Origin of the sequence: Salmonella sp. A7 (genome assembly GCF_020181675.1) — a bacterium.
Lineage (GTDB): Bacteria > Pseudomonadota > Gammaproteobacteria > Enterobacterales > Enterobacteriaceae > Salmonella > Salmonella enterica.
Window position 1 is genome coordinate 997,030 of the sequence record NZ_CP084001.1, and the last position, 25,569, is coordinate 1,022,598.

General features: G+C 47.2%; 29 protein-coding genes. 16 read left to right on the forward strand and 13 right to left on the reverse strand.

Translation table 11 applies throughout. The features are described from left to right. The 4 genes from LCS67_RS04775 to sptP are packed head-to-tail and all read left to right on the forward strand — an operon-like array spanning position 1 to position 2,590. Entirely contained in the window at positions 1-249 is a 249-nt protein-coding gene (locus tag LCS67_RS04775) for an acyl carrier protein (protein WP_001055579.1), read from the forward strand. Positions 250-292: 43 nt separating this feature from the next. Then, a complete protein-coding gene (locus tag LCS67_RS04780) occupies positions 293-553 on the forward strand; it encodes a hypothetical protein (RefSeq protein ID WP_000692251.1) in 261 nt (86 codons plus the stop codon). 26 nt (positions 554-579) lie between these two features. After that, positions 580-972, forward strand: coding sequence for a chaperone SicP (sicP, locus tag LCS67_RS04785; protein ID WP_001147854.1), 393 nt, complete (start codon positions 580-582; stop codon positions 970-972). After that, complete coding sequence (sptP, locus tag LCS67_RS04790) at positions 959-2,590, forward strand: SPI-1 type III secretion system effector GTPase-activating protein SptP (RefSeq protein ID WP_000922291.1); 1,632 nt, start codon at positions 959-961, stop codon at positions 2,588-2,590. The genes sicP and sptP overlap by 14 nt, the downstream gene beginning before the upstream one ends. 53 nt (positions 2,591-2,643) lie before the next feature. On the opposite strand, the gene iagB is transcribed toward sptP, so the two are convergent. From iagB to hilD, 3 genes are all read right to left on the reverse strand, one after another. Next, entirely contained in the window at positions 2,644-3,126 is a 483-nt protein-coding gene (iagB, locus tag LCS67_RS04795; RefSeq protein WP_000558932.1) for an SPI-1 type III secretion system invasion protein IagB, read from the reverse strand. 17 nt (positions 3,127-3,143) lie between these two features. Further along, a complete protein-coding gene (gene hilA / locus LCS67_RS04800) occupies positions 3,144-4,805 on the reverse strand; it encodes a transcriptional regulator HilA (RefSeq protein WP_001120090.1) in 1,662 nt (553 codons plus the stop codon). 1,089 nt (positions 4,806-5,894) lie between these two features. Beyond that, complete coding sequence (gene hilD, locus LCS67_RS04805; RefSeq protein ID WP_100521884.1) at positions 5,895-6,824, reverse strand: transcriptional regulator HilD; 930 nt, start codon at positions 6,822-6,824, stop codon at positions 5,895-5,897. A gap of 315 nt (positions 6,825-7,139) precedes the next feature. Between hilD and prgH the strand changes: the two genes are divergently transcribed. From prgH to avrA, 10 genes are all read left to right on the forward strand, one after another. Next, complete coding sequence (prgH, locus tag LCS67_RS04810) at positions 7,140-8,318, forward strand: type III secretion system inner membrane ring protein PrgH (RefSeq protein WP_000450196.1); 1,179 nt, start codon at positions 7,140-7,142, stop codon at positions 8,316-8,318. A 24-nt stretch (positions 8,319-8,342) separates the two neighbouring features. Then, positions 8,343-8,585 (forward strand): type III secretion system needle filament protein PrgI, encoded by a 243-nt coding sequence (gene prgI / locus LCS67_RS04815; protein ID WP_001143113.1) that lies wholly within the window; start codon positions 8,343-8,345, stop codon positions 8,583-8,585. 18 nt (positions 8,586-8,603) lie between these two features. Further along, the gene (gene prgJ, locus LCS67_RS04820; RefSeq protein WP_000020431.1) at positions 8,604-8,909 is read left to right on the forward strand and encodes a type III secretion system inner rod protein PrgJ; all 306 of its coding nucleotides are present in this window, start codon (positions 8,604-8,606) and stop codon (positions 8,907-8,909) included. Continuing rightward, complete coding sequence (gene prgK / locus LCS67_RS04825; RefSeq protein WP_000621240.1) at positions 8,906-9,664, forward strand: type III secretion system inner membrane ring lipoprotein PrgK; 759 nt, start codon at positions 8,906-8,908, stop codon at positions 9,662-9,664. The genes prgJ and prgK overlap by 4 nt, the downstream gene beginning before the upstream one ends. After that, positions 9,636-10,235: an oxygen-regulated invasion protein OrgA gene (gene orgA / locus LCS67_RS04830; RefSeq protein WP_077916024.1), complete on the forward strand. Its 600-nt coding sequence runs from the start codon at positions 9,636-9,638 to the stop codon at positions 10,233-10,235. The genes prgK and orgA overlap by 29 nt, the downstream gene beginning before the upstream one ends. Continuing rightward, positions 10,192-10,863, forward strand: coding sequence for a type III secretion system linker protein OrgB (gene orgB, locus LCS67_RS04835; protein WP_000916655.1), 672 nt, complete (start codon positions 10,192-10,194; stop codon positions 10,861-10,863). Before orgA ends, orgB begins: the two co-directional genes overlap by 44 nt. Before the next feature lie 15 nt (positions 10,864-10,878). Continuing rightward, positions 10,879-11,331, forward strand: a complete 453-nt coding sequence (locus tag LCS67_RS04840; protein WP_000612176.1) for a type III secretion system effector protein OrgC — start codon at positions 10,879-10,881, stop codon at positions 11,329-11,331. Positions 11,332-11,676: 345 nt separating this feature from the next. After that, the gene (gene hilC, locus LCS67_RS04845) at positions 11,677-12,564 is read left to right on the forward strand and encodes an invasion transcriptional regulator HilC (protein WP_000243998.1); all 888 of its coding nucleotides are present in this window, start codon (positions 11,677-11,679) and stop codon (positions 12,562-12,564) included. 384 nt (positions 12,565-12,948) lie between these two features. Next, positions 12,949-13,704, forward strand: coding sequence for a transcriptional regulator SprB (gene sprB, locus LCS67_RS04850; RefSeq protein ID WP_001246661.1), 756 nt, complete (start codon positions 12,949-12,951; stop codon positions 13,702-13,704). A 160-nt stretch (positions 13,705-13,864) separates the two neighbouring features. Then, positions 13,865-14,773: a type III secretion system YopJ family effector AvrA gene (gene avrA / locus LCS67_RS04855; protein ID WP_079963666.1), complete on the forward strand. Its 909-nt coding sequence runs from the start codon at positions 13,865-13,867 to the stop codon at positions 14,771-14,773. 98 nt (positions 14,774-14,871) lie between these two features. On the opposite strand, the gene sitD is transcribed toward avrA, so the two are convergent. The 4 genes from sitD to sitA are packed head-to-tail and all read right to left on the reverse strand — an operon-like array spanning position 14,872 to position 18,303. Beyond that, positions 14,872-15,720: an iron/manganese ABC transporter permease subunit SitD gene (sitD, locus tag LCS67_RS04860; RefSeq protein WP_000480209.1), complete on the reverse strand. Its 849-nt coding sequence runs from the start codon at positions 15,718-15,720 to the stop codon at positions 14,872-14,874. Beyond that, entirely contained in the window at positions 15,711-16,571 is an 861-nt protein-coding gene (sitC, locus tag LCS67_RS04865; RefSeq protein ID WP_001104336.1) for an iron/manganese ABC transporter permease subunit SitC, read from the reverse strand. Before sitC ends, sitD begins: the two co-directional genes overlap by 10 nt. Beyond that, entirely contained in the window at positions 16,568-17,389 is an 822-nt protein-coding gene (gene sitB, locus LCS67_RS04870; protein WP_000076058.1) for an iron/manganese ABC transporter ATP-binding protein SitB, read from the reverse strand. Before sitB ends, sitC begins: the two co-directional genes overlap by 4 nt. After that, positions 17,386-18,303: an iron/manganese ABC transporter substrate-binding protein SitA gene (gene sitA, locus LCS67_RS04875; RefSeq protein ID WP_000182930.1), complete on the reverse strand. Its 918-nt coding sequence runs from the start codon at positions 18,301-18,303 to the stop codon at positions 17,386-17,388. Before sitA ends, sitB begins: the two co-directional genes overlap by 4 nt. A gap of 181 nt (positions 18,304-18,484) precedes the next feature. On the opposite strand from sitA, the gene LCS67_RS04880 reads away from it, so the two are divergent. Then, positions 18,485-18,829 carry a nitrous oxide-stimulated promoter family protein gene (locus LCS67_RS04880; RefSeq protein WP_001117938.1) on the forward strand — a complete coding sequence of 115 codons (345 nt, stop codon included), beginning with the start codon at positions 18,485-18,487 and terminating at the stop codon, positions 18,827-18,829. A 61-nt stretch (positions 18,830-18,890) separates the two neighbouring features. Here LCS67_RS04880 and flhA read toward each other — a convergent pair whose 3' ends face one another. The 6 genes from flhA to hypA all read right to left on the reverse strand — a co-directional run bounded on the left by flhA (position 18,891) and on the right by hypA (position 24,876). Next, positions 18,891-20,969 carry a formate hydrogenlyase transcriptional activator FlhA gene (flhA, locus tag LCS67_RS04885; RefSeq protein ID WP_000122692.1) on the reverse strand — a complete coding sequence of 693 codons (2,079 nt, stop codon included), beginning with the start codon at positions 20,967-20,969 and terminating at the stop codon, positions 18,891-18,893. A 218-nt stretch (positions 20,970-21,187) separates the two neighbouring features. Next, complete coding sequence (hypE, locus tag LCS67_RS04890) at positions 21,188-22,198, reverse strand: hydrogenase expression/formation protein HypE (protein ID WP_001059950.1); 1,011 nt, start codon at positions 22,196-22,198, stop codon at positions 21,188-21,190. After that, positions 22,195-23,316: a hydrogenase formation protein HypD gene (gene hypD, locus LCS67_RS04895; RefSeq protein WP_001212962.1), complete on the reverse strand. Its 1,122-nt coding sequence runs from the start codon at positions 23,314-23,316 to the stop codon at positions 22,195-22,197. The genes hypE and hypD overlap by 4 nt, the downstream gene beginning before the upstream one ends. Then, complete coding sequence (gene hypC, locus LCS67_RS04900) at positions 23,316-23,588, reverse strand: hydrogenase 3 maturation protein HypC (protein ID WP_000334871.1); 273 nt, start codon at positions 23,586-23,588, stop codon at positions 23,316-23,318. The genes hypD and hypC overlap by 1 nt, the downstream gene beginning before the upstream one ends. After that, positions 23,579-24,451, reverse strand: coding sequence for a hydrogenase nickel incorporation protein HypB (gene hypB / locus LCS67_RS04905; protein WP_000337631.1), 873 nt, complete (start codon positions 24,449-24,451; stop codon positions 23,579-23,581). The genes hypC and hypB overlap by 10 nt, the downstream gene beginning before the upstream one ends. Positions 24,452-24,519: 68 nt before the next feature. Beyond that, complete coding sequence (gene hypA / locus LCS67_RS04910; protein WP_000544461.1) at positions 24,520-24,876, reverse strand: hydrogenase maturation nickel metallochaperone HypA; 357 nt, start codon at positions 24,874-24,876, stop codon at positions 24,520-24,522. 209 nt (positions 24,877-25,085) lie between these two features. Here hypA and hycA point away from each other — a divergent pair, with 209 nt between their 5' ends. Beyond that, a complete protein-coding gene (gene hycA / locus LCS67_RS04915) occupies positions 25,086-25,547 on the forward strand; it encodes a formate hydrogenlyase regulator HycA (RefSeq protein WP_000158075.1) in 462 nt (153 codons plus the stop codon). Positions 25,548-25,569: the final 22 nt, after the last annotated feature.

Genomic DNA, 25,569 nt, shown 5'->3' on the forward strand with positions numbered 1-25,569 from the left:
ATGAATATGGATATTGAAGCAAGAGTCAAAAAAGTGATCACCTCCTGTATTGCCGTTGATGTTGATAGTATCAATGGTCAGACCCATCTGGTTGAGGATCTTTATGCTGACTCATTGGATTTAATTGATATTGTATTTGGTCTTAGTGAGGAGTTTGACATTAGTTGCAATGAAAACGATCTTCCTGATATGACGACCTTTGCGGATATATGCCGTGTTGTTAAAAAAAGTCTTGAGTCCAGGGTGTAGTATTTTTCTCTCGCTCGACAACAATTGAACAAGATTAATTGTTATGAAAATCATCACACACGTAGTACCCGGTTCAGGTATGGCTGCAATATATGATGATATTGCTGACAGTCCGCGTTTTGTTATTAAAGGCAAGTTACGTCATGTTGAAAATGATCCGAAGGAGCTGCTGATATGTGTTCCGATGCGTAGTGAATGGCTATTCTACTGGATTAAAGGAGAGAAATATTGCGCCCGGCGATGGGCGCGAAAAAGTATCAAGACATTGTGTAACCAGATTAAATTTGAAGAAGCAATCTTATAAAAGATATAATTCAAGAGGAAAGTAAATTGCAAGCACACCAGGATATTATCGCTAATATTGGTGAGAAATTGGGTTTACCGCTCACTTTTGACGACAACAATCAGTGCTTATTACTACTCGATAGCGATATTTTTACGTCTATTGAAGCTAAAGATGATATCTGGTTATTGAACGGTATGATTATACCGTTATCGCCTGTTTGTGGCGATTCTATCTGGCGGCAGATTATGGTGATTAATGGTGAACTGGCTGCGAATAATGAAGGTACGTTAGCGTATATTGAGGCTGCTGAGACGTTGTTGTTTATACATGCAATTACCGATCTGACAAATACTTACCATATTATATCGCAGCTTGAGTCATTTGTGAATCAGCAGGAAGCGCTCAAAAACATACTGCAGGAATATGCTAAAGTATGAGGAGAGAAAATTGAATAATTTAACGTTGTCTTCGTTTTCAAAAGTTGGTGTGTCGAATGATGCCCGACTTTATATTGCTAAGGAAAATACGGATAAGGCATATGTTGCGCCTGAAAAATTTTCGTCAAAAGTATTAACCTGGCTTGGAAAAATGCCGTTATTTAAAAACACTGAAGTGGTGCAAAAACATACGGAAAACATCAAGGGACAGGATCAGAAAATTTTACAAACATTTCTCCAGGCACTAACGGAAAAATATGGGGAAACAGCGGTCAATAACGCACTGTTAATGTCCCGTATAAATATGAACAAACCCCTTACCCAACGTTTAGCAGTGCAGATCACGGAGTGTGTAAAAGCTGCTGACGAAGGGTTTATAAACCTTATTAAGAGCAAGGATAATGTTGGTGTCATGAATGCCGCTTTAGTCATAAAAGGCGGCGATACAAAAGTGGCAGAAAAAAATAACGATGTTGGAGCAGAAAGTAAGCAACCTTTACTCGATATCGCGCTAAAAGGACTTAAGAGAACAATACCGCAACTGGAACAAATGGATGGAAATAGCCTGCGAGAAAACTTCCAGGAGATGGCTTCAGGTAACGGCCCGCTACGTTCATTAATGACGAATTTACAGAATTTAAATAAAATTCCAGAGGCTAAACAACTTAATGATTATGTTACAACGTTAAAAAATATTCAGATAGGAGCAGACAGGTTCTCACAATGGGGAACCTGTGGGGGAGTGGTTGAGAGGTGGATTGATAAAGCCTCTACCCATGAATTAACCCAGGCTGTAAAAAAAATTCACGTTATTGCTAAAGAACTGAAAAACGTTACAGCTGAACTTGAGAAAATAAAAGCCGGCGCGCCAATGCCACAGACGATGAGCGGACCGACACTGGGCCTGGCACGGTTTGCGGTCAGCAGCATTCCAATTAATCAGCAAACCCAAGTGAAACTGAGCGATGGAATGCCTGTGCCAGTGAATACGTTAACTTTTGACGGTAAGCCTGTGGCATTAGCCGGTTCGTACCCAAAAAATACGCCGGACGCGCTGGAAGCGCATATGAAAATGCTTCTTGAAAAAGAATGCTCGTGCCTGGTGGTGTTAACGTCGGAAGATCAGATGCAGGCAAAACAATTACCAGCCTATTTCAGAGGGAGCTACACTTTTGGCGAGGTGCATACCAACAGCCAAAAAGTGAGCTCAGCCAGTCAGGGAGGAGCGATAGACCAATACAATATGCACCTGTCCTGCGGGGAAAAGCAGTATACAATCCCGGTATTGCATGTGAAAAATTGGCCAGATCACCAGCCGTTACCGTCTACTGATCAGTTAGAATACCTGGCGGATAGGGTGAAAAATAGTAACCAAAATGGCGCGCCGGGGCGTAGTTCATCAGATAAGCATTTACCGATGATTCATTGTCTGGGCGGAGTGGGGAGAACCGGAACGATGGCGGCGGCTCTTGTACTTAAGGATAATCCTCATAGTAATCTGGAGCAGGTACGTGCAGATTTCCGGGATTCACGGAACAATAGAATGCTGGAAGACGCCTCACAGTTTGTACAACTAAAAGCAATGCAAGCCCAGTTGCTTATGACGACGGCAAGCTGATAAAAACATAGCTTACTTTTAGAACTATCTGAAAGTAAGCTATTTCTGTATAATTATTTGTTTACCGCGATAGAAAGTCTTTTGTTTTTCTCTTCTGCTGACATCCCTTTTAATTTTCTGTAATTCTCCCAAATTTTTTTAGCATAACGCTTCCTTATATCCGATCGTTTTGGTGACGTCCCGGCATTATAAGCGCCAACGGCCTCCCAGCTATAACCGTAGATTTTCATCATATCTGATAAAATGGATGCGCCCACAATGACAGAAATGCAGGGGTCCTGTAACAACTGTTTTTCACTAATCCCCATTTTTTTCAGCCTTTTCATATGGAAGCTGTTAATTTGCATCAGGCCAAGATCGGTTGAACCATCTCGGTTATAACCAATGGCGCCTGGTTTCATCGCCGATTCCTGCTGGGCGATAGCGTAAAGTAGTTCGGATTCAATATTGAACATTTTTTCAGCCTGAAGCCAGCAATCAGCCCATGCAGTATTTATGCTAAGCAACCAGATTACGATGATAAAAAAATAATGCATATCTCCTCTCTCAGATTTTACCGTAATTTAATCAAGCGGGGATCCTGTTTCCATCTTTTGAACCAAATATTGTCTTCGTTTTTAAATTTATTCCACATTTTCTCGGCAATAGCTTCGCCGTGGGCAACCAGCACTAACGGTAATAATCCCGGATTATTATCTATACGCTGTTCACTTTCCAGAAATTCTCTTATCGTCGGTAAGGCTCGCTCACTATTCTGACAGTATTCAGCATAAAGAAGATTAACAGCAATAAGCCCTGTTATTTCCTGCGTGGATATTTCTTTAGTTAATTTTCGTGCCAGTTCATGTTTACCTTTAAGCGAAAGAAACATAACCTGCATACTTAATAATATTGGATTATCCTGCAGGTGTTGTGAGCGTAATTCATCGCCTAAACGTATAGCATCATCAATACCAGTATGATAATAGGTAATCCACAGCTTAGTGATCCCTGCGGCTGCACGCGTTGGATCCAATTTTAAACACTCATTAATCGTTTGTAAGGCCTCCTCCAACTGACCAGCCATGAAAAGATTCCAGCCATAATAATATTTAATATCTGCAGAAATGGGCGAAAGTAAGTTAGCTTGTTTGAATAGCAAACTCCCGACGATGTATTCTGAATGAATCGTATTAATTAGCCCCAGTAATCCTAAAGCTTGTGGATTATTGTGGTCCAGCTCTGTCGCCTTAATCGCATGTTCTTTAGCTTTGATCATGGCGTTTTGTTTATCAAAAATCCCCATTTGCGCCATGCTGAGGTAGCATTCTGCCAGCGCACAGTAAGGCGCAATGCTGTTTGGCGACATGTTAACGCATTGAGTCAGCAATTTAAGCGCTTGCTGTAAGCTATAGGGGGTATATTGATTTAACTCATGCTTACCGCGTAAGTAAACCATAGTACTGTCAATCGAATTTAGCTCGCTAACCTGCTTTGTGTCCCAGCGAAGCCCGGGAATACATCTGAGCAAAAGATTAGCAATTTTGTTTTGCAAGAGAGAAGCGGGTTGGTGTTCTATCAACTTAATGCTTTCCTGGTGCAGCAGGTGATAACCTTTAACCCGAACTATCTCGATCTGTACAATATTATCATTGCCATCGGGTATCATCTGCCCGGAGATATAATAATCGGGGCGTAATTGATCCATGAGCTCAAGTATATCCTTAACACTGCGGCAGTTCTTCGTAATGGTCACCGGCAGCACGCTCAGGCCAAAGGGCGCATACTGCGATAATCCCTTCACAATAGAGTAATGCAGACTCTCGGATTGAACCTGATCCTGCATCTGAAAAGGAAGTATCGCTAATGTATGAGTCGTAGGTTGCGGCGCTGGCGGAGACACCACTACGACCGGACGATTAAACCGATAGCCCTGTCCGTACAGTGTTTCAATGTAACGATGCTCTTTATCTTCCGACAGAATACGTCGTAAGGCATAAATACAGCGGGTAAGAGATTCTTCGTTAACTTCCGCGTCGCCCCATACCTGGTCCAGTAAGGTGTTTTTACTCACAATCTCGCCGGCGGCTTCGAGCAGGATGACCAGAACGGCATATTCTTTTGGCGGAATATTGACTTTCTTTTCTGAGCGTAGCAGGGAGCCGTCCATGTTGAGTATGAAATCATCAAAGACGAATTTTTTATTCGATACAGGAACAGGATTAAAATGTGGCATGATAATAGTGTATTCTCTTACAGGGTGAAAAGTTATAATAGCTAATACAAGTCGTTAGGATAGAATCTACTGTTTCAGTAATTCTGCTGTTAGTACTAACGGTCAGGTTGAGCTTTTATTATGAGCTTAATGTCATATTGTACGGGCTCGGGTTTATATGTTTTTAACATTTGATTATTTAGCTTATGCCTGTGCTTTAAATAACTGACATGTTGGTAATAATATTGTTATAACTAACCGTGATTATCGAATGGACGCTGTCGTATATCCTGGTGCAGAGAGTCAGCGCCGGGCATCTAAATATTTACATATTTAACTTGGCCTCATTGCAATAGAGATTAGTTTTGTAGCTATCTTACTGCATTTTTTTTGGGTGTAAATGCTGCTTATTATATCTTCATGGTTAATGGTCTGATAATTACACCATCAGAACCATTTTTCTCGAAGATTTCCACTAAATGACCATTCGTTGAAAGTTTAAGAGTGTAATTTGTCTTAGGTGCCAAAATATAAATGAAAGACTGTTTTTAATGGTGCGCTTATTTTTATATTTTTTTGCAAAATAATGATATCGTCTTTTCTTTCCTCCCTTCAGCTATAGCGTCAAAAAGGCAGGGGGGTTATGAGCAGTATCATCCTCAGGCTGGCCCCCAGGCATTATATCGATATCAGGAGGAAGAGAAGAGGTATGCCTGGCAGAAAGCTAACAAGCGTGACTGTTTCGGTGTAGACCGTTCAGGCAAATAGTTCTCAGAGGGAACGGATGATGTATATATAGGAATAAAATGCCGGCCTTAATCCACAGGGTTAAAGCCGGAAGGAGATAGTGTCATCTGGACGAATTCTTACGCTGTGAATAAGGCAATATCGGTTTACCAGTCATCATAGCGATGACAAGTTCACAAAAATCGTGTTATATAATCAGCCTTACTTTAAATTACCAGAGATATCAGTATAAGCTGTCTTCCGGACAGAACAATGATATTGAATAGCCTCCCATTCTGATATAGCGTGTTAATGCGCAGTCTGAATTTTAAATTATTACAATTTTAATAAAAATCTTTACTTGAATGACAGATACAAAAAATGTTAATGGTTCGCCATTTTTATGAGTGTCGATGGCGTAGTTTTAAAATATTTTTTGAAACATTGAATGAAGTAGGACGTGCTGTCATAACCACATTTTAATGCTACAGCATTAACATTATGGTTGCCTATGCGTAAAAGTTTTGCTGCCTGATTCATTCTTGCCGATAAGTAGATGTCGCTAAAGCTGGTACCTTCTTCTGCAAGTTTCCGTTTGAGCGTTGACGTACTCATAAATATATGATCGGCAACATCCGTAAGCTTCCACTGTCTACTGGGTGACGAAGATATAATGTTGTAAACGCGCTCCTTTAACGTTATCTGAGCCGAGCTAAGGATGATCTCATAACTCTCCGGGAGTCGGAGAAAAGCAGTAAGCAGGAACAGCAGAAAATAAGGAATTAACTCTTCATTTTCAATACAACTCTTGTTGTTACAGTTACTGCAACCTTTGCTTGTATCCTTCGTACAGGAGAACGCCGTTTTCAGATGTTCAAATACCTCTCTTCTGGCAGGAAAGTCAGGCGTATAGAAGATTTTCTGCGCTTTCTCTGTGGGTACCGCCATTTTTGTTTGCTGCTCGTTTGGGATAAGTGCATAGAGAGCGCCAAGTCGTTGCGTCGGTATCTCGAGTATATCGAAATCCATGTGGCCATTGACCTCTTCAAGCGTCACGTTAACTACCTGCTCTTTTTTGAGCACCAACATCCCAGGTTCGTCACAGTAAATCGTATCGTGATTATTGCTAATCGTCAGTTTACCGCTCCGAAAGCAAACTAAAGTGAAACTGCTTACATAAAGATTTTTGATGGTAACCTGCTGAGTCTGACTTTTAATTTGCTGCCGGGTATTTGTCAAAAGTGATTTTAATTTCTGTAAGTTATCTGCGGCAGGACGCTGATGACTATTACTTACAAAGGTTACATTTTCCATATTATCCCTTTGTTGATGTTATTTTAATGTTCCTTACTGGTATCCTACTGAAAAAATCTGAGTTGTAAATGCTCTTTATTAGCGTGTGTTGGCAATGGTCTGATTGTTACACCAAAAGAACCCAAATTTGGGTAATTTATCTACAGTAGTTTAAGTCCCAATGGGGATGATGGTTCTTTTAATATGTGTTGAGACGCATTATACAGAATAAATTGATTTTATTTCTCACTTTTCATTCTATTTTCATCAGGAATCCCTGTGTCCTGTGCGGTAATCTGCTGCTATCGAGAACGACAGACATCGCTAACAGTATATATGGAAACATCAAAAGAGAAGACGATAACAAGCCCAGGGCCATACATAGTTCGATTACTTAACAGCTCACTGAACGGCTGTGAGTTTCCATTGCTGACAGGCCGAACACTCTTTGTGGTAGGTCAGAGTGATGCGCTCACTGCTTCAGGCCAACTCCCTGATATACCTGCCGATAGCTTTTTTATCCCGTTGGACCATGGCGGAGTAAATTTTGAAATCCAGGTGGATACGGATGCGACCGAAATTATACTCCATGAGCTGAAAGAAGGAAATTCTGAATCTCGTTCGGTGCAATTAAATACGCCAATACAGGTCGGTGAATTGCTTATCCTGATTCGCCCGGAAAGCGAGCCGTGGGTGCCCGAGCAGCCTGAGAAGTTAGAAACGTCTGCAAAAAAGAACGAGCCACGTTTTAAAAACGGAATTGTAGCAGCACTGGCCGGGTTTTTTATATTGGGAATTGGGACGGTGGGGACGTTATGGATACTTAACTCGCCGCAGCGGCAGGCCGCAGAGCTCGATTCGTTATTGGGGCAGGAGAAGGAGCGCTTTCAGGTGTTGCCAGGACGGGACAAAATGCTCTATGTCGCTGCGCAAAATGAAAGAGATACGCTGTGGGCTCGTCAGGTTTTAGCGAGGGGCGATTATGATAAAAATGCGCGAGTGATTAACGAAAACGAAGAAAATAAGCGTATCTCTACCTGGCTGGATACCTATTATCCGCAGCTGGCTTATTATCGGCTTCATTTCGATGAGCCGCGTAAACCCGTTTTCTGGCTAAGCCGCCAGCGAAACACGATGAGCAAGAAAGAGCTCGAGGTGTTAAGTCAAAAGCTGAGAGCGCTAATGCCTTACGCGGATTCGGTTAACATCACGTTGATGGACGATGTTACCGCCGCAGGCCAGGCGGAAGCGGGGCTAAAACAGCAGGCGTTACCTTATTCCCGCAGGAATCATAAGGGGGGCGTAACGTTTGTTATTCAGGGGGCGCTCGATGATGTAGAAATACTCAGAGCCCGTCAATTTGTCGATAGCTATTACCGCACATGGGGAGGACGCTATGTGCAGTTTGCGATCGAATTAAAAGATGACTGGCTCAAGGGGCGCTCATTTCAGTACGGGGCGGAAGGTTATATCAAAATGAGCCCAGGCCATTGGTATTTCCCAAGCCCACTTTAATTTAACGCAAATAAGGAAGTCATTATGCCAACACCTTGGTCAGGCTATCTGGATGAAGTTTCAGCAAAATTTGATACGGGCGTTGATAATCTACAAACGCAGGTAACAGAGGCGCTGGATAAATTAGCAGCAAAACCCTCCGATCCGGCGCTACTAGCGGCGTATCAGAGTAAGCTCTCGGAATATAACTTGTACCGTAACGCGCAATCGAACACGGTAAAAGTCTTTAAGGATATTGATGCTGCCATTATTCAGAACTTCCGTTAATCAGTTATAAGGTGGATTATGTCGATTGCAACTATTGTCCCTGAGAATGCCGTTATAGGGCAGGCGGTCAATATCAGGTCTATGGAGACGGACATTGTCTCGCTGGATGACCGGCTACTCCAGGCTTTTTCTGGTTCGGCGATTGCCACGGCTGTGGATAAACAGACGATTACCAACAGGATTGAGGACCCTAATCTGGTGACGGATCCTAAAGAGCTGGCTATTTCGCAAGAGATGATTTCAGATTATAACCTGTATGTTTCTATGGTAAGTACCCTTACTCGTAAAGGAGTCGGGGCTGTTGAAACGCTATTACGCTCATGATTCGTCGATATCTATATACCTTTCTGCTGGTAATGACCCTTGCCGGCTGTAAGGATAAGGATCTTTTAAAAGGACTGGACCAGGAACAGGCTAATGAGGTCATTGCCGTTCTGCAAATGCACAATATAGAGGCGAATAAAATTGATAGCGGAAAATTGGGCTATAGCATTACCGTTGCTGAGCCTGATTTTACCGCTGCGGTGTACTGGATTAAAACTTATCAGCTTCCTCCCCGGCCACGGGTGGAAATAGCGCAGATGTTCCCGGCGGATTCGCTGGTATCGTCTCCGCGAGCTGAAAAGGCCAGGTTATATTCGGCTATTGAACAGCGACTGGAACAGTCATTACAGACGATGGAGGGCGTGCTCTCCGCCAGGGTCCATATTAGTTATGATATTGATGCTGGTGAAAATGGCCGTCCGCCAAAACCTGTTCATCTGTCGGCATTAGCCGTATATGAACGAGGTTCGCCGCTTGCGCATCAGATCAGCGATATCAAGCGTTTCTTAAAGAATAGTTTTGCCGATGTGGATTATGACAACATTTCTGTTGTGTTGTCAGAACGTTCTGATGCCCAATTACAGGCTCCCGGCACACCAGTAAAACGTAATTCTTTTGCAACCAGTTGGATTGTGTTGATTATTTTGTTATCCGTGATGTCAGCAGGCTTTGGCGTCTGGTATTACAAAAACCATTATGCCCGCAATAAGAAAGGCATAACGGTTGATGATAAGGCGAAATCGTCAAATGAATAGGCAGCCATTACCCATTATCTGGCAAAGAATCATTTTTGATCCGTTATCGTATATCCATCCTCAGCGGTTGCAGATAGCGCCGGAAATGATTGTCAGACCCGCCGCCAGGGCGGCGGCAAATGAGTTAATACTGGCGGCATGGCGGCTTAAGAACGGAGAAAAGGAGTGTATTCAAAACTCACTGACGCAGCTGTGGCTGCGTCAGTGGCGCCGACTGCCGCAAGTAGCGTATTTACTCGGTTGCCATAAACTGAGAGCCGATCTGGCAAGGCAGGGAGCCTTGCTTGGCCTGCCGGATTGGGCGCAAGCATTTTTGGCAATGCATCAGGGAACAAGTTTATCTGTCTGCAATAAGGCGCCGAATCACCGGTTTTTACTTAGCGTCGGGTATGCACAGTTAAATGCCCTGAATGAATTTTTACCTGAATCTTTAGCACAGCGTTTTCCTTTGCTTTTTCCTCCATTTATTGAGGAGGCATCGAAGCAGGATGCTGTAGAAATGTCAATTTTGCTACTGGCCTTACAATATGCTCAAAAATATCCCAATTCCGTCCCCGCTTTCTCCTGTTGAGGGGATACTGATAAAGCGTAAAACGCTGGAACGTTATTTCTCTATTGAAAGATTAGAACAGCAGGCGCATCAACGGGCTAAGCGTATTTTGCGAGAGGCGGAAGAAGAGGCAAAGACCTTGCGGATGTACGCCTATCAGGAAGGTTACGAGCAGGGAATGATAGACGCGTTACAGCAGGTCGCCGCTTATCTTACTGATAATCAGACAATGGCCTGGAAGTGGATGGAAAAAATACAGATTTATGCCCGCGAGTTATTTTCAGCTGCGGTCGATCATCCCGAAACGCTTTTAACCGTCCTGGATGAGTGGCTGAGGGATTTCGATAAGCCGGAGGGGCAACTTTTTTTAACACTGCCAGTTAATGCGAAAAAAGATCACCAAAAACTGATGGTGTTGCTTATGGAGAACTGGCCAGGCACTTTTAATCTTAAATATCATCAGGAACAGCGCTTTATCATGAGTTGCGGCGATCAGATCGCAGAATTTTCACCTGAACAATTTGTTGAAACGGCAGTAGGCGTCATTAAGCATCATCTTGATGAACTTCCACAAGACTGCCGGACAATTTCTGATAACGCCATTAACGCACTTATTGATGAATGGAAGACAAAAACGCAAGCATTGTAAAATGGAGGTTATAAGGTGATACCGGGTACGATTCCGACTTCTTATTTGGTCCCGACAGCGGATACTGAAGCGACGGGTGTGGTTTCGTTGAGTGCCAGGGCCGCTATGCTGAATAATGTGGATAGCGCGCCTTTAAGCAATGGCGGCGACGTTGATCTTTATGATGCATTCTACCAACAACTTTTGGCGCTTCCTGAGTCAGCCTCTTCTGAAACGCTTAAAGATAGCATTTATCAAGAGATGAATGCCTTCAAAGATCCTAAAAGTGGTGATTCGGCTTTTGTTTCTTTTGAGCAGCAAACAGCCATGCTACAAAACATGTTAGCAAAAGTTGAACCGGGCACCCATTTATATGAGGCTTTAAACGGGGTATTAGTTGGTACAATGAATGCACAGTCACAAATGACCTCCTGGATGCAGGAGATTATTTTATCGGGCGGGGAAAACAAAGAGGCAATTGACTGGTGAACCCCCCATTGCTGGCGATTTGTGATAAGGTATGGTGTATATATCAGCAAATAATGCAGAAAATGCACCATGTCAGTGTGTCTATCTTATTGATGTATATGGATTATTAAGGTATCTGCCAGGCGTTTTATTCTGAAATGATTATATTAATATTGTAAGCTTCCATTACAAAATTGTGCATAAAGTTTGTAAGAGTATCTTTTTGTGACGAAATGAACGCGCGTTGGAATGTAATTATTGGCTATAATAATAAAAAAATCGGATTTAAATCATCTCTGTGAGTTTTAATTATTTGTTTATAAGAATATAACGATTTTGAGTTCCTTATAGCACACAGGATAAAATATGGTATTGCCTTCAATGAATAAATCAGTTGAGGCCATTAGCAATAATCACCTTCAACAGCCGAACAAATTTCCATTAATAAATGGATTAGCTGACGTAAGAGACTATTATGTCGCAAACTGCTTATTGTTTAAACTTAATAAAGGTAGTTTGCGAATTGAAAACGAATTTGGGGAGTTCATCGAACAATCTGCGCCGTGTTTATTTTTATTGGAAAAAGATCAAACAATCACGCTTAGTATGAGCGAAATAGAAGGGCATATTGATTTTTCTTCACTGGAAGTTTCCTATGACTTAATGCAAAAATTCTACAAAGTTTTTTACAGTACAAGAAACTATAATGATCGAGAGCTATCATTAAAAACGAAACCAAAGTATTTTTTTCATGCGGACTTGTTGCCAGGGATGAGTGATACTTTTGACTCTATTTTGCATGGTGTGGCATGTCCACGGGTTTGTAGTAATGTGAGTATTGATGATCATGATTATTCATATTTCTCATTGATGTATCTTATATCGGCATTTGTACGTAAGCCCGGTGGGTTTGATTTCCTTGAGCGAGCAATAAAAATTACGACAAAAGAGAAAGTTTATAACATTATTATCAGCGATCTCACCCGCAAATGGTCACAGGCTGAGGTGGCAGGAAAGCTGTTTATGAGCGTATCAAGTCTGAAGCGAAAACTGGCCGCTGAAGAGGTGAGTTTTAGCAAAATATACCTGGATGCTCGTATGAATCAGGCTATAAAATTATTACGTATGGGGGCTGGAAATATTTCACAAGTCGCGACGATGTGTGGCTATGATACGCCTTCTTATTTTATCGCTATTTTTAAACGGCATTTTAAGATTACACCGCTTAGCTTTATGCGTACGATGAACCATTGATTTGTGAAATTATTTTAAACGTTACTATCTGTTTGCGTTACAGATACCAAATATTTTTTTAATCGTAGTGTATATTTCAGTATCGCTACACCAGTGATATGTAGTTAATGAAAGGGAATCGAAAGCGTTCATTGTCAGACATACATGGCCACCAGGCGCCGGGCAATCGTTGTACTCTAAGAGATTACTGTAAAGTAAAACAGCAAATTTAATCATTATCAGATTTGTAAAAGGAATTCATTTCGGTAACGACATTGCGCATGTAATAACGTATCTGGTCTTATTACCTTTGTAGTAAGAAGGCGTTATCTACTTGCGCAGTAGTCGCCCAGGAAGAAAAATCATTACCGAAGCTGTGGTCAGTTTTCAAAAAAGGATAAATAAATGAGAAATGTAATTATATACGGTATTAACTGGACTAATTGTTATGCCCTTCAGTCTATTTTTAAGCAAAAATATCCGGAAAAGTGCGTTAAAACGTGTAACTCATTAACTGCACTTTTGCATTCTCTATCCGATATGCCGGACGCCGGGCTGATTTTAGCTTTGAACCCGCATGAGCATGTTTATCTTTTTCATGCGTTGCAGGCGCGGTTGCAGAACCGTAAAGTTTTGGTAATGGCAGATCGCTTGTATTATATCGATCGCTGTGTGCTGCAATATTTTGGCGTTATGGATTATGTTTTAAAAGACGAACTATCCTGCGCTATCCGCTCGGATCGAGAGAAGCTCCGTCTTCCGGAAGCCTGGCTGCGTTTCTGCCACAGGCCACAAAAGAAAACCGTGGCTGCTACGTATGCTTTTAATGCCGGCGAGACGCCGGAAGAGGTATTGTTTAATATCAATCAATACGCCTGGTGGAATCTACCTCCCGGCGTCACTCAGGCGAAATATGCGCTGCTGATATTATTATCCTCCGGACATCCAGCAATTGAACTGGCGAAAAAATTTGGTCTGGGAACAAAAACCGTTAGTATTTATCGTAAGAAGGTTATGTATCGTTTGGGGATGGACTCTTCACCGCTATCGCTGTTCCGGGGACTGAAACTAGACGCGCATTTACAGCGCACTGCTTTTGCACATAACCCTGCTGTACCTGACGATAATTGCGCGTTACCGATTGCGGTAGGAATGAATTAAAATATTTTTTATCATTTATGACCATGTGTTGAGCTTTTATTATAAAAAAGATTTTTTGAGTAGTAATTCTTATATATAATCATCCGGAGGTGGTTGGTAGCCTGGCTCAATCATTGAGGCATATTTTTGCAGGCAATATATTGAATCTGAAAAGTTAAAGATGATATTTTCGGTGCAGGAGCTATCATGTGGAGGGAAAAGTATGCTAAGTCCTACGACTCGTAATATGGGGGCGAGTTTATCGCCTCAGTCTGACGTCAGCGGGGAGCTAAACACCGAAGCATTGACCTGTATTGTTGAGCGTCTGGAAAGTGAAATTATAGATGGCAGCTGGATTCATATCAGTTACGAGGAAACCGATCTCGAAATGATGCCTTTTCTTGTTGCACAGGCCAATAAGAAGTATCCAGAGTTAAATCTTAAATTTGTTATGTCAGTCCATGAGCTTGTTTCCTCTATAAAGGAGACCAGAATGGAAGGCGTTGAATCTGCCCGATTTATCGTAAATATGGGAAGTTCAGGTATCCATGTTTCAGTCGTCGATTTTAGAGTTATGGACGGAAAGACATCGGTGATTTTGTTCGAACCAGCAGCGTGTAGCGCTTTTGGACCTGCTTTACTGGCATTGAGGACCAAAGCAGCTCTTGAACGTGAACAATTGCCTGATTGTTATTTTGCTATGGTCGAGCTGGACATTCAACGAAGCTCTTCTGAATGCGGTATTTTTAGCCTGGCGCTCGCCAAAAAACTTCATCTTGAATTTATGAACTTAGTAAAAATTCATGAAGATAATATTTGTGAACGTCTGTGTGGTGAAGAACCTTTTCTCCCGTCCGATAAAGCAGACCGCTATCTGCCGGTGAGTTTTTACAAACATACTCAAGGCGTACAACGATTAAATGAATATGTGCAGGCCAATCCGGCGGCGGGAAGCAGTATAGTAAACAAAAAGAATGAAACGCTTTATGAGCGATTCGATAACAATGCCGTTATGCTAAACGATAAAAAACTCTCTATATCCGCTCATAAAAAAAGGATAGCTGAATATAAGTCTTTACTTAAACCGTAATGAAGTTATAAGGTTGCCTGCCAGAGGTAATCCTTCCAGCGCCATAAGACTACTCTATATTATGACTGTATGTTTCCTGAATAGCAGGCAAAAAAGTGTTAACCTTGCGCCTCTGGTACGATTTCATTACGCCTGTCGCGCCATGTTGCGTAAATAAATACCGCAATAAACACGATGGCAAATAATACCACGATGGTCGGCGCTGGCGCGCTATCAAGATAAAAAGACAGATAGACGCCCGCAAAAGCGGTAATAACTGACAGACTCACCGCTAATCCCAGCGCGCGCGCAAAGCGTCGCGTCAGCAAAATGGCAATTGCGCCGGGGGCGATAAGCAATGAAATCGACAGAATAATGCCCACCGATTTCAGCGTGGCGACGATAGTCAGCGCAATCATACATAGCAGGCCATAATGCAGTAGCGTCGTATTTAGCCCGCTGGCTTTCGCCTGGTGCGGGTCAAAAGCGTGTAGCAGGAGATCTTTCCATTTCAGCCCTATGATTAACGCAATACCCAGTGCAATAACCGACGTTTGTACGATATCCCCCAGCGATACGCCCAGCATATCCCCAAACAGGATGTGATCCAGATGCACTTCCGATTGAATAGAAACATAGAGCACCAGACCTGCGCCAAACATCCCGGAAAAGACGATGCCCATCACCGTATCACGTTTGATGCGGCTGTTATCGTCCAGATAGCCGGTCGCGATAGCGCAAAATAATCCGGCAATGAAAGCGCCAATCGCCAGGGGGATCCCCACAATATATGCCAGCACGACCCCGGGGAATACCGCATGACTCATTGCGTCGCCCATTAACGCCCAGCCTTTTAACACTAAAAACACGGACAGTAAGGCGCAGGGAATCGCCACAATGACCGAAACCATAAGGGCGTTCACCATAAAATCAAACTGAAAGGGTTCCAGTAACGTTGTTAAGAACATGTCGGCTCCTTCTGCAGGCGGGCGCGTCGACGGTTGGCTAACAGACCGTGTTTCGGGGCGAAAATAAAGGCTGTGATGAACAGTAAGGTTTGCATGACGACAATAATTCCACCCGTGGCGCCATCCAGCCAGTAGCTAAGCCATGCGCCCAGAAAACTGGTCAGGCTGCCAATCACGACGGCAATCATGAGCAGACGTGGAAAACGGTCGGTGAGTAACCAGGCCGTCGCGCCCGGCGTGACGACGAGACAGATCACCAGGAACGCCCCAACGGTTTGCAGGGCCGCCACGGTGGAGACGGACAACAGAGTGAAAAACAACAGCTTTAGTCGACCCGGATTAAGCCCGATAGAACGCGCATGAGTTTCATCGAAAAAGACGACCATTAAATCTTTCCATTTTAACAGCAGAATAGTCAGCGAGACCGCGCCGATAATCGCCAGTTGCGCAATATCCGCTGGCGCGATAGCCAGCACGTTGCCGAGAATAATCGTCTGGATATTCACCGACATCGGATTGAGCGACACCATAAAAAGGCCGACGCCAAAAAAAGAGGAGAAGATAAGCCCGATAATCGCGTCTTCTTTCAGGCGTGAGCGTTGGTTAAGAAAGAGCATACTGCCTGCCGCCAGTCCGCCGGAAAGAAACGCGCCGAGCGAGAAGGGCAGCCCTAACATCCAGGCGCCAGCGACGCCAGGCACAATAGAGTGAGATAGCGCATCGCCAATGAGCGACCAGCCTTTGAGCATCAAATAGCAGGAGAGAAACGCGCACAGACCGCCCACCATCGCGGAGACCCACATCGCGTTGAGCATATACTGGTAGCCAAACGGCTCAACAAGCCAGTTCATGACGATTTTCCTCCGCTGGCCACGCGCCGGGAAATAAAGGGGCGCTCGTCATCGGTGATGATGTGCTCTTCACCTCCGCTTAGCGCGATATGACGTAGAACGCCGCTAAACGCCTGTTCCAGATTCGCGGCGGTAAACGTGGTTTCGGTAGGGCCGCTGGCTAGTACGGTTCCTTTAATCATTACCGTATAGTCGCAAAACTCGGTGACGGAGCCGAGATTATGCGTTGAGACCAGCATCGTGCGGCCTTCATCGCGCAGTTCCCGCAGTAGATCGATGATTCGCGCTTCGGTTTTTACATCCACGCCGGTAAAAGGTTCATCCAGCAGGATTACTTGTCCATCCTGAGCGATGGCCCTGGCAAGAAACACACGTTTTTTCTGCCCACCGGACAGCTCGCCAATCTGCCTGTGACGATATTCCTGCATATCCACCCGCGCCAGCGCGGCGTCAACACAGGCGTGATCATGCGCAGTGGGACGGCGTAGCCAGCCCATATGGCCGTAGCGTCCCATCATCACCACATCTTCTACCAGCACCGGAAATGACCAGTCCACTTCTTCCGATTGCGGAACATAAGCAATGAGGTTTTTTTTCAGCGCCTTGTTGACTGACTGTTGCAGGATAGTGATATCGCCCTGCGCAAGATGCACAAAGCCCATTAACGCTTTAAATAACGTAGACTTACCGGAACCATTTACGCCTACCAGCGCGGCGATTGAACCGCCAGGCACCTGAAAAGTGGCGTCCCGTAGGGCGGTATGACCGTTGCGATACGTCACCGTGACCTGATCAACGGTAATCGCACATTGACTCATTGTTGACTCCTCAGTCCGTCGTTAATGCCGTTGACGATGGTTTCGGTCGTGACGCGCAGCAGATCCAGATAGGTTGGCACAGGACCGTCAGCGGCGCTCAGAGAATCGACATACAGCACGCCGCCATAATGCGCGCCGGATTCACGCGCGACCTGACGGGCCGGTTTATCGGAAACCGTACTCTCGCTAAAGATGGCGGGAATATGGTGCTTTTTAATGGTATCAATCACTTTACGCACCTGTTTTGGCGTCCCCTGTTGATCGGCGTTAATTGGCCAGAGATAAAGCTCTTTCATGTCATTATCGCGCGCCAGGTAAGAGAACGCGCCTTCACTGGTGACCAGCCAGCGCTGATCGGCGGGAATTTTTTCCAGCTCGGCACGCAACGGATCGGCCATCTGGCGAATTTTCGCTTTATAGCGTTCGGCGTTTTGCTTATAGATCTGCGCATTATCCGGATCGTACTTCACCAGGGCGTCGCGAATGTTATCGACATAAATCAGCGCGTTTTCTGCCGACATCCAGGCGTGCGGGTTCGGTTTACCGTTATACGGGCCTTCGGTAATGCCCATCGGTTTGACACCGGTGGAGACGACGACTTCCGGCACGCCGGAAAGGTGCTGATAAAAGCGGGCGAACCATCGCTCCAGGTTCAGACCATTCGCGAGGATAAGCTGTGCCCCCTGCGCTCGTTTAATATCGCCGGGCGTTGGCTGATACTCATGGATTTCAGCGCCGGGCTTGGTAATTGAGCTGACTTCCGCTGCGTCGCCCGCCACGTTTTTCGCCATGTCGGCAATAACGGTAAACGTGGTGATGACTTTAAATTTCTCTTTTGCATAGGCTGGCGATAGCGCGAGTATTGCAACAATACCGGCAATCAGGAGTGTTTTCAGACGATGTAGATTCGTCATAGTATCCCTCGCAACAATGTGGTTAATTAATCATCGAATATAGCCTTTGCTATGTTATATAGCACAAGGTATGAATAAATGAAAATAATTCTTATTTGCGAAATGGCGACGATATGCAGTGATAGTGCTAAAGAGGGATAAGGTGTAAAATAAATACATCTTAATGTTCGGAGAGAGCACGATGCCTGGTAAACGTATCGCTCGTGAAAAACTGACGATCAAAAAAATGATCGCGCTGTATGAAAGCCAGTGCCCACAGGCGTCAGCGGTGCAGGGGCATTACGACGCGCTGTTCGCCTACGCGCAAAAACGTCTTGATAAATGCGTATTTGGCGAGGAAAAACCCGCCTGTAAGCAGTGCCCGGTGCACTGCTATCAGCCGGCTAAACGCGAGGAGATGAAGCAGATTATGCGTTGGGCAGGTCCGCGAATGCTTTGGCGACACCCTGTCCTGACCGTGCGGCACCTTATCGACGATAAGCGCCCCGTTCCGGAATTGCCGGAAAAATATCAGCGCAAGAAGTGAAGGGGAAGCGCCAGGCCTACGGCGCGCATCATCTCCAGGCCGGATCAGATCCGGCAACCCGTTACGCTAACGCGTCTTTATCAATACCCAATCGCTTCATACGCGACAGCAGGGTGGTTCGTTTAAGCCCCAGACGCTGCGCCGCGCCTTTTGGTCCAGCCACTACGCCATTGGTCTCTTTCAGCACGCGTATAATAAGCTGATATTCATCTTCGCCTTCTTTGGCGCTTTCAGTTGCAACAGGCGAGGTATCGGGCGTTACGGCGGTAATATCCGGCAGCGACAGTTGTAGCACATTGCCGCGCGTCAGCAGCACGGCGCGCTCGACGACATTCTCCAGCTCGCGAACGTTCCCCGGCCATTCCATGCTGCTGAGCGTGCGCAGTGTTTCGGCGGGAATGCTGTCGATATTACGCCCCATTCGGCGGGCGATTTTGAAGGTGAACGCTTTGACCAGTAGTGGTATATCTTCCGGACGTTCGCGTAACGGAGGAAGCTGGATCGGAAATACATTCAGCCGATAGTAGAGATCGTTACGGAATTCGCGATCGGCGACCATTTTTTTCAGATCGCGGTTAGTCGCGGCGATCAGCCGCACGTCGGTCTGGATCAGTTTATTGCTGCCGAGACGTTCAAACTCTTGCTCCTGAAGGACGCGCAGCAGCTTAGGCTGTAGCTCCAGCGGCATGTCGCCCACTTCATCCAGAAACAGCGAGCTTTTATCCGCCAGCTCGAAACGGCCAATCCGCTGCGCGCTGGCGCCGGTAAACGCGCCGCGCTCATGACCAAACAAATCGCTTTCCAGCAGCCCCGCCGGCATCGCGGCGCAGTTCATCTTTACCATCCTGCGCCCGCTACGTCCGCTCAGGTTGTGAATGGCGCGGGCAATCAACTCTTTACCGGTTCCCGTTTCGCCCAGAATCAGTACGGTACTGTCGCTCTGCGCCACCATCTCAACCTGCTTTAGCACGTTGTACATCGCTTCGCTGCGCCCGATGATCTCGCCAAACTCGCTGTCGACGTTATTAAGCTGCTCCGTGAGCGCCAGGTTTTCGTCGACCAGGCGTTCCTTCAGGCGGTGGATTTCCTGATAGGCCAGCGCATTATCCACGGCAATGGCTACCCGTTCGGCAATCTGACGCAGCAGCTTGAGGTTGGCGGTGGTAAACACTTTTTCTTCGCACTGGGCCAGTTTGAGCACGCCAAGCATCGTCTTGCCGGACATCAACGGCAGCAGGCAAAGCGTCTGGATCTGATTGCCCCAGGTATCGAACAGCATGCGTTCGTAGGGAGCAAGCGGATCGCGTTCGTTGAGGTTGATAAGCAGCATCTCTTTACTTTTAAAGACGCGCTCCGTGAGCGTGCCGGCTTCGTCGACTTCGCTCTGTTCGTGCGCCGGATGATGCTCATCAAGGTAGTGGGTGGAGTAGATATTCAGCTTATTTTTGCGATGGCTGCGCAACACGATGCTGATTGCGTCGATATTGAAATAGTGGTGGATCTCTTTTGCGACTTCGCTTACCAGCTCATCAATATCCAGACGCGACAGGACGGCGTTGGTAATCGCAACCAGAATACGGAAGTTATCGCGTTCGCGGCACAACAGATCATAATCGACGTTATTGTTTACCCGGTTTTGAATTTGCTCGGCGACCACGCCGACAATTTGGGTAAACGTATGCAGACGGTCATATTCCTTTTCACTCCAGGGGCGATCTTCCTGACGGATGAATTCGCAGCCGCCGAAAATACGGCCCTCCGCGGCTAAAGGAAGCAGACAGTAATGACCAAATTCAGGGTAGAGGCCGCTCGCGGCAAGCTGCGGCCAGGTTTCGGTAAACTCATGGAAATTACAGTGCAATGCATCGGGGCGAGAAAGGATGCGACGTACCGGGCCGTGCGCCAGTACGGTTTCATCTTCATATTCAACAGGACGGCCATTTTCTCGCGTCGCATAATATTGTGCGCGTTGCGACTGCGCCTGCCATAGCACAATGCCGGCGCTGTCGGCGAGCGCTGAGCGCTTTACCAGTTGCGAAAGCGCTTCACTGAGCGACGCCAAATCGGGCTGCTGCAATAAGGTACGAGTGATATCGAACAAGCCTTGCTGTCCAAGATCGCTCATGGGTGTATACGACATGTTGCTTTTCCAGGAAAATACCGCAAAACGGTGCGAAAACGGTAAATGAATTATAGGTATAAGTCGTAAGTTATTGCCGGATGGCTGACCGCAAACTCGCTGGTCACACACTCCGTAGGCCTGATAAGCAAAGCGCCATCAGGCGTTAATGCAGCGTTAATGCCGGATGTCGACGCAAATGCGTCTTATCCGGCCTACAGTATGCTGCCAACAGGCTGCTAGCATATACGAGGTAATGGTTCGGCGTGTGGCAAATCAAGGGTTCGCTTCACGCCATAGAGTCCGGCTAAGCGAACGCCTTTGCGTTCCACGACTTCGCCAATCAGCGCCGCATCACGTCCCAGCGGATGCGCGCGTAATGCCGCCAACGCCCGATCTGCGGCCTGCCGTTCAACGGCAATCACCAGTTTTCCTTCGTTGGCAAAGTTCAGGGCATCCAGCCCCAACAGCTCGCAGACGCCGCGCACGGCAGGTTTGAGCGGCAGTGCGGATTCGGACAATTCAATACCGTAACCGCAGGACGCCGCAAACTCATGGGCGACCGCATTCACGCCGCCGCGCGTGGCGTCACGCAATGCCTTCACTCCGTCAATATGACGCAGCGTCTGAATAAGCGGCGTTAATACTGCGCAGTCGCTCGCCAGCTCGCCATCCAGCCCCAGTTGCTCACGCAGGTTGAGGATAGTGGCGCCGTGATCGCCAAGCGTACCGCTGACTAACAGCACATCGCCAACGCTCAGCGTTTGCGCGCCCCAGTGAATATCGGCGGGAATCGCCCCCATGCCGGCAGTGTTGATAAACAATTTATCCGCCGCGCCGCGCTGCACAACTTTGGTGTCGCCGGTTACAATGGCGATACCCGCTTCCCGCGCGGTCGCCGCCATGCTATTGACCACGCTTTTTAACGTATCCATCGGCAGCCCTTCTTCAAGGATAAAGCCGCAGGAGAGATAGCGGGGGATCGCGCCGCTCACCGCTACGTCGTTCGCCGTACCGCAAATCGCCAGTTTGCCGATATTGCCGCCGGGGAAAAAGAGCGGATCGATCACATAGCTATCGGTAGAAAACGCCAGACGGTCTCCCTCCGCCGTCAGTTGCGCCAGCTCCAGACGCGCCTGATCTTCTTGTTCCGCCAGCCACGGGTTGGCAAAGGCCTCCATAAACAGGCTATTAATCAACTGTTGCATAGCCTGGCCGCCGCTACCGTGGGCGAGTTGTATATTGTTCAAACTTCACACTCCTGCTGACGATACTGATACCAGGCGGCGCATGCGCCTTCGGAAGAGACCATCAGCGCGCCAAACGCGGTCTCTGGATTACATGTTTTACCAAATAGCGGGCACTGATGCGGCTTGCATCTGCCGGTCAGCACTTCGCCGCAGCGGGCGCGCGGATCGTCATAGACCTGCTGCGGCGCTGGGCGGAAATGCGCTTCGGCGTCAAAGCGCTGATACTCTGGCGTCAGGTGGACGCCGGAGGATTCAATCACGCCCAGACCGCGCCACTCGCTATCGCCATTAACGCAGAACACATCGGCGATGGCCTGCTGCGCCAGCATGTTTCCGGCATCCGGCACCACGCGACGGTATTGGTTTTCAACCTGGCTTAGGGCCGCTATTTTCTGCTCAACCAGCATGACCACGCCTTGCAGTAGATCAAGCGGTTCGAATCCAGCCACCACCAGCGGGCGATTAAAATCGGCGGCGATAAACTGGTACGCCTCGGTGCCGATGACCATGCTGACGTGGCCTGGCGCAAGAAAGGCGTCAATGCCGTTGTCCGGCTGCTCCAGTAAGCTACGCAGCGTCGGGATCAGCGTAATGTGCTGGCAGAAAAAGTAGAAGTTTCGCACGTCACGCTGTTTTGCCTGCTGCAGCGTGATGGCGGTGGTCGGCATGGTGGTTTCAAAGCCCAGCCCGAAAAATACCACTTTGCGGGTCGGGTTATCCTGCGCCAGCTTCAGCGCGTCCATCGGAGAGTAAACAATACGGACATCCGCGCCGCGCGCTTTAGCCTGCAACAGAGACCCCTGTTTCCCCGGCACGCGCATGGCATCGCCAAAGGTGCAGAAAATCACCTCCGGATGGCTGGCGATTTCCACGCAACTGTCGATGCGTCCCATCGGCAGCACGCAGACCGGACAACCGGGGCCGTGAATAAACTCCACGTTTTCGGGCAGTAACTGATCGAGACCAAATTTAAAAATCGCGTGGGTATGACCCCCGCAGACTTCCATAATGCGCAACGGACGTTCGGCAGTGTAAGGAAGAAGGGCGGCGCGTTCACGCAGGTGTTCAATGAGCTGCATTACCTGTTCCGGCGCACGGTACTCGTCAACAAAACGCATTATCTCTCCTCACCATACAGCAGTGCGCCGACGTCCGGCTCAACATCAAACATATTTTGTAGCGCGTCGAGCGTGTCGCGCGCTTCCGCTTCGTTAATGACGCTCATGGCGAATCCGACATGAACCAGCACCCACTGACCCAGACGCGGCTGACCGTTTTCATCACAACTGCCAACTAATGTGAGATCGACGTCGCGCTGAATGCCGCAGACGTCAACTTTTGCCTGATTGCCGTCAATGGCGCGGATTTGACCCGGCACGCCTATGCACATCGCTGCGCCTCCAGCCAGGCCAGCCACTGATCCATGCCTTCGCCGCTGGTGGCGGAAATCAGGATAATTTCAATCTCCGGGTTCACTTCACGCGCGCTGGCGATGCACTTCTCAACGTCAAAATTGAGGTAGGGCAGCAGATCGACTTTATTGAGCAGCATGAGCGACGCAGCGGCAAACATATGGGGATATTTCAGCGGCTTATCTTCACCTTCGGTCACGGAAAGCACTGCGACTTTATGCTTTTCGCCCAGATCGAAGCTGGCCGGGCAGACAAGATTACCGACGTTTTCGATAAACAGAATACCGTGGTCATCCAGCGGCAGGCGCGGCGCGGCGTCGGCGATCATTTGCGCGTCAAGATGGCAGCCTTTACCGGTGTTGACCTGAATGGCGGGCGTGCCGGTAGCGCGGATGCGGGCGGCGTCGTTCACTGTCTGTTGGTCGCCTTCAATCACCGCGCACGGTACACGGTCTTTCAATTTCATCAGCGTTTCGGTCAGCAGGGTGGTTTTACCGGACCCGGGGCTGGACACCAGGTTGAGCACCAGTTGCTGGCGGGCGGCGAAACGGGCGCGGTTGCGCTCAGCCAGACGATTATTTTTGTCCAGCACGTCGATTTCAACCTCCAGCATCCGCCGCTGACTCATACCAGGCGCGTGGGTTCCGGCTTCGCCGTGGCCGTAATGCAGATCGCCTTCTGCGGTCTGACTTGGGGCAAAGTCAGGCTTTTTAATGCCGGTAATATTCAGCGCCGGGCGAGCCGCTGGGGCAAAGGGCGCGCTACGAAACGCTGAGTGCGGATTATGTTCATCGCCTTCTATATAAAGGTTGCCTTCAGCGCAACCGCAAGTCGTACACATCGCTTACTCCTGATCTTTTTCTTGTTACAGGCTTTCTGCCGGATGGCGACGCGAGCGCCTATCCGGCATTAATCTTCAGTTTCATCAATCTCTATGCGCCGAATTTGTAAGCCGTCATCGGCCACAATTCGCAGCGTATCGCTATGACATTGCGGACAACGACGTACACGGTGGGTTAACAACGTGACATATTGTTGACAATGCTCACACCAGCATTCGGCTTCCTGTTCTTCGAGGTGCAGTTTACAACCTTCTGCTATCGTGCCGCGGCATACCAGATCAAAACAAAAGGAAAGAGCGCTGGTTTCCACGCAAGAAAATGCGCCAATTTTGATCCAGACGGCTGTCACACGTTTTGCACCGTATGCTGAAGCCTGTTGTTCAATCAATTCCAGTGCCCGTTGGCAGAGGGTGATTTCGTGCATATCGCCTCCCGTAGTGGTTGCCCCTGTAAAGCAATATTTATGCCAATATTTTTATCCCCTGGCAGTTTAATGTCGACGATGACGAAATGACATGTCGTCACCGCGTCGAAACGGCAGTTACTGTGCGCGTCTGCCATTAAAAACAATAAGTTAAAAATTGGCATGGAAAATGCTTAACGCAGGCATCTCTGTTAAACGGGTAACCTGACATGACTATTTGGGAAATAAGCGAAAAGGCCGATTACATCGCGCAACGGCATCGTCGCCTACAGGACCAGTGGCATATTTACTGCAATTCGCTGGTTCAGGGGATCACCCTCTCGAAAGCGCGCCTGCATCACGCAATGAGCTGCGCGCCGGAAAGGGATCTTTGCTTTGTCCTGTTTGAGCACTTTCGTATTTACGTCGCGTTGGCGGATGGTTTTAACAGCCACACCATTGAGTACTACGTTGAAACCAAAGATGGCGAAGATAAACAATTGATTGCACAGGCGCAGCTCGATATCGACGGCAAGGTTGACGAACGGGTTAACAACCGCGATCGCGAGCAGGTGCTGGAGCACTATCTGGAAAAAATCGCCAGCGTTTACGACAGCCTCTATACCGCTGTAGAAACCAACTCGCCGGTTAATTTGCGTCAATTGGTAAAGGGAAACAGCCCGGCGGTATAAGCCTGAGGCGTTGCCCGCTTTG

What these genes read in the sequence shown, in the direction of transcription:
- hilC (WP_000243998.1), top strand. Translation starts at nt 11,677, where the DNA reads ATGGTATTGCCTTCAATGAATAAATCAGTTGAGGCCATTAGCAATAAT.
- hycA (WP_000158075.1), top strand. Translation starts at nt 25,086, where the DNA reads ATGACTATTTGGGAAATAAGCGAAAAGGCCGATTACATCGCGCAACGG.
- sptP (WP_000922291.1), top strand. Translation starts at nt 959, where the DNA reads ATGCTAAAGTATGAGGAGAGAAAATTGAATAATTTAACGTTGTCTTCG.
- LCS67_RS04880 (WP_001117938.1), top strand. Translation starts at nt 18,485, where the DNA reads ATGCCTGGTAAACGTATCGCTCGTGAAAAACTGACGATCAAAAAAATG.
- iagB (WP_000558932.1), bottom strand. Translation starts at nt 3,126, where the DNA reads ATGCATTATTTTTTTATCATCGTAATCTGGTTGCTTAGCATAAATACT.
- prgH (WP_000450196.1), top strand. Translation starts at nt 7,140, where the DNA reads ATGGAAACATCAAAAGAGAAGACGATAACAAGCCCAGGGCCATACATA.
- LCS67_RS04775 (WP_001055579.1), top strand. Translation starts at nt 1, where the DNA reads ATGAATATGGATATTGAAGCAAGAGTCAAAAAAGTGATCACCTCCTGT.
- hilA (WP_001120090.1), bottom strand. Translation starts at nt 4,805, where the DNA reads ATGCCACATTTTAATCCTGTTCCTGTATCGAATAAAAAATTCGTCTTT.
- sprB (WP_001246661.1), top strand. Translation starts at nt 12,949, where the DNA reads ATGAGAAATGTAATTATATACGGTATTAACTGGACTAATTGTTATGCC.
- prgK (WP_000621240.1), top strand. Translation starts at nt 8,906, where the DNA reads ATGATTCGTCGATATCTATATACCTTTCTGCTGGTAATGACCCTTGCC.
- hypC (WP_000334871.1), bottom strand. Translation starts at nt 23,588, where the DNA reads ATGTGCATAGGCGTGCCGGGTCAAATCCGCGCCATTGACGGCAATCAG.
- sitD (WP_000480209.1), bottom strand. Translation starts at nt 15,720, where the DNA reads ATGTTCTTAACAACGTTACTGGAACCCTTTCAGTTTGATTTTATGGTG.
- hilD (WP_100521884.1), bottom strand. Translation starts at nt 6,824, where the DNA reads ATGGAAAATGTAACCTTTGTAAGTAATAGTCATCAGCGTCCTGCCGCA.
- prgJ (WP_000020431.1), top strand. Translation starts at nt 8,604, where the DNA reads ATGTCGATTGCAACTATTGTCCCTGAGAATGCCGTTATAGGGCAGGCG.
- orgB (WP_000916655.1), top strand. Translation starts at nt 10,192, where the DNA reads ATGCTCAAAAATATCCCAATTCCGTCCCCGCTTTCTCCTGTTGAGGGG.
- sitC (WP_001104336.1), bottom strand. Translation starts at nt 16,571, where the DNA reads ATGAACTGGCTTGTTGAGCCGTTTGGCTACCAGTATATGCTCAACGCG.
- sitB (WP_000076058.1), bottom strand. Translation starts at nt 17,389, where the DNA reads ATGAGTCAATGTGCGATTACCGTTGATCAGGTCACGGTGACGTATCGC.
- sitA (WP_000182930.1), bottom strand. Translation starts at nt 18,303, where the DNA reads ATGACGAATCTACATCGTCTGAAAACACTCCTGATTGCCGGTATTGTT.
- hypD (WP_001212962.1), bottom strand. Translation starts at nt 23,316, where the DNA reads ATGCGTTTTGTTGACGAGTACCGTGCGCCGGAACAGGTAATGCAGCTC.
- LCS67_RS04780 (WP_000692251.1), top strand. Translation starts at nt 293, where the DNA reads ATGAAAATCATCACACACGTAGTACCCGGTTCAGGTATGGCTGCAATA.
- hypB (WP_000337631.1), bottom strand. Translation starts at nt 24,451, where the DNA reads ATGTGTACGACTTGCGGTTGCGCTGAAGGCAACCTTTATATAGAAGGC.
- orgA (WP_077916024.1), top strand. Translation starts at nt 9,636, where the DNA reads ATGATAAGGCGAAATCGTCAAATGAATAGGCAGCCATTACCCATTATC.
- hypA (WP_000544461.1), bottom strand. Translation starts at nt 24,876, where the DNA reads ATGCACGAAATCACCCTCTGCCAACGGGCACTGGAATTGATTGAACAA.
- prgI (WP_001143113.1), top strand. Translation starts at nt 8,343, where the DNA reads ATGCCAACACCTTGGTCAGGCTATCTGGATGAAGTTTCAGCAAAATTT.
- avrA (WP_079963666.1), top strand. Translation starts at nt 13,865, where the DNA reads ATGATATTTTCGGTGCAGGAGCTATCATGTGGAGGGAAAAGTATGCTA.
- flhA (WP_000122692.1), bottom strand. Translation starts at nt 20,969, where the DNA reads ATGTCGTATACACCCATGAGCGATCTTGGACAGCAAGGCTTGTTCGAT.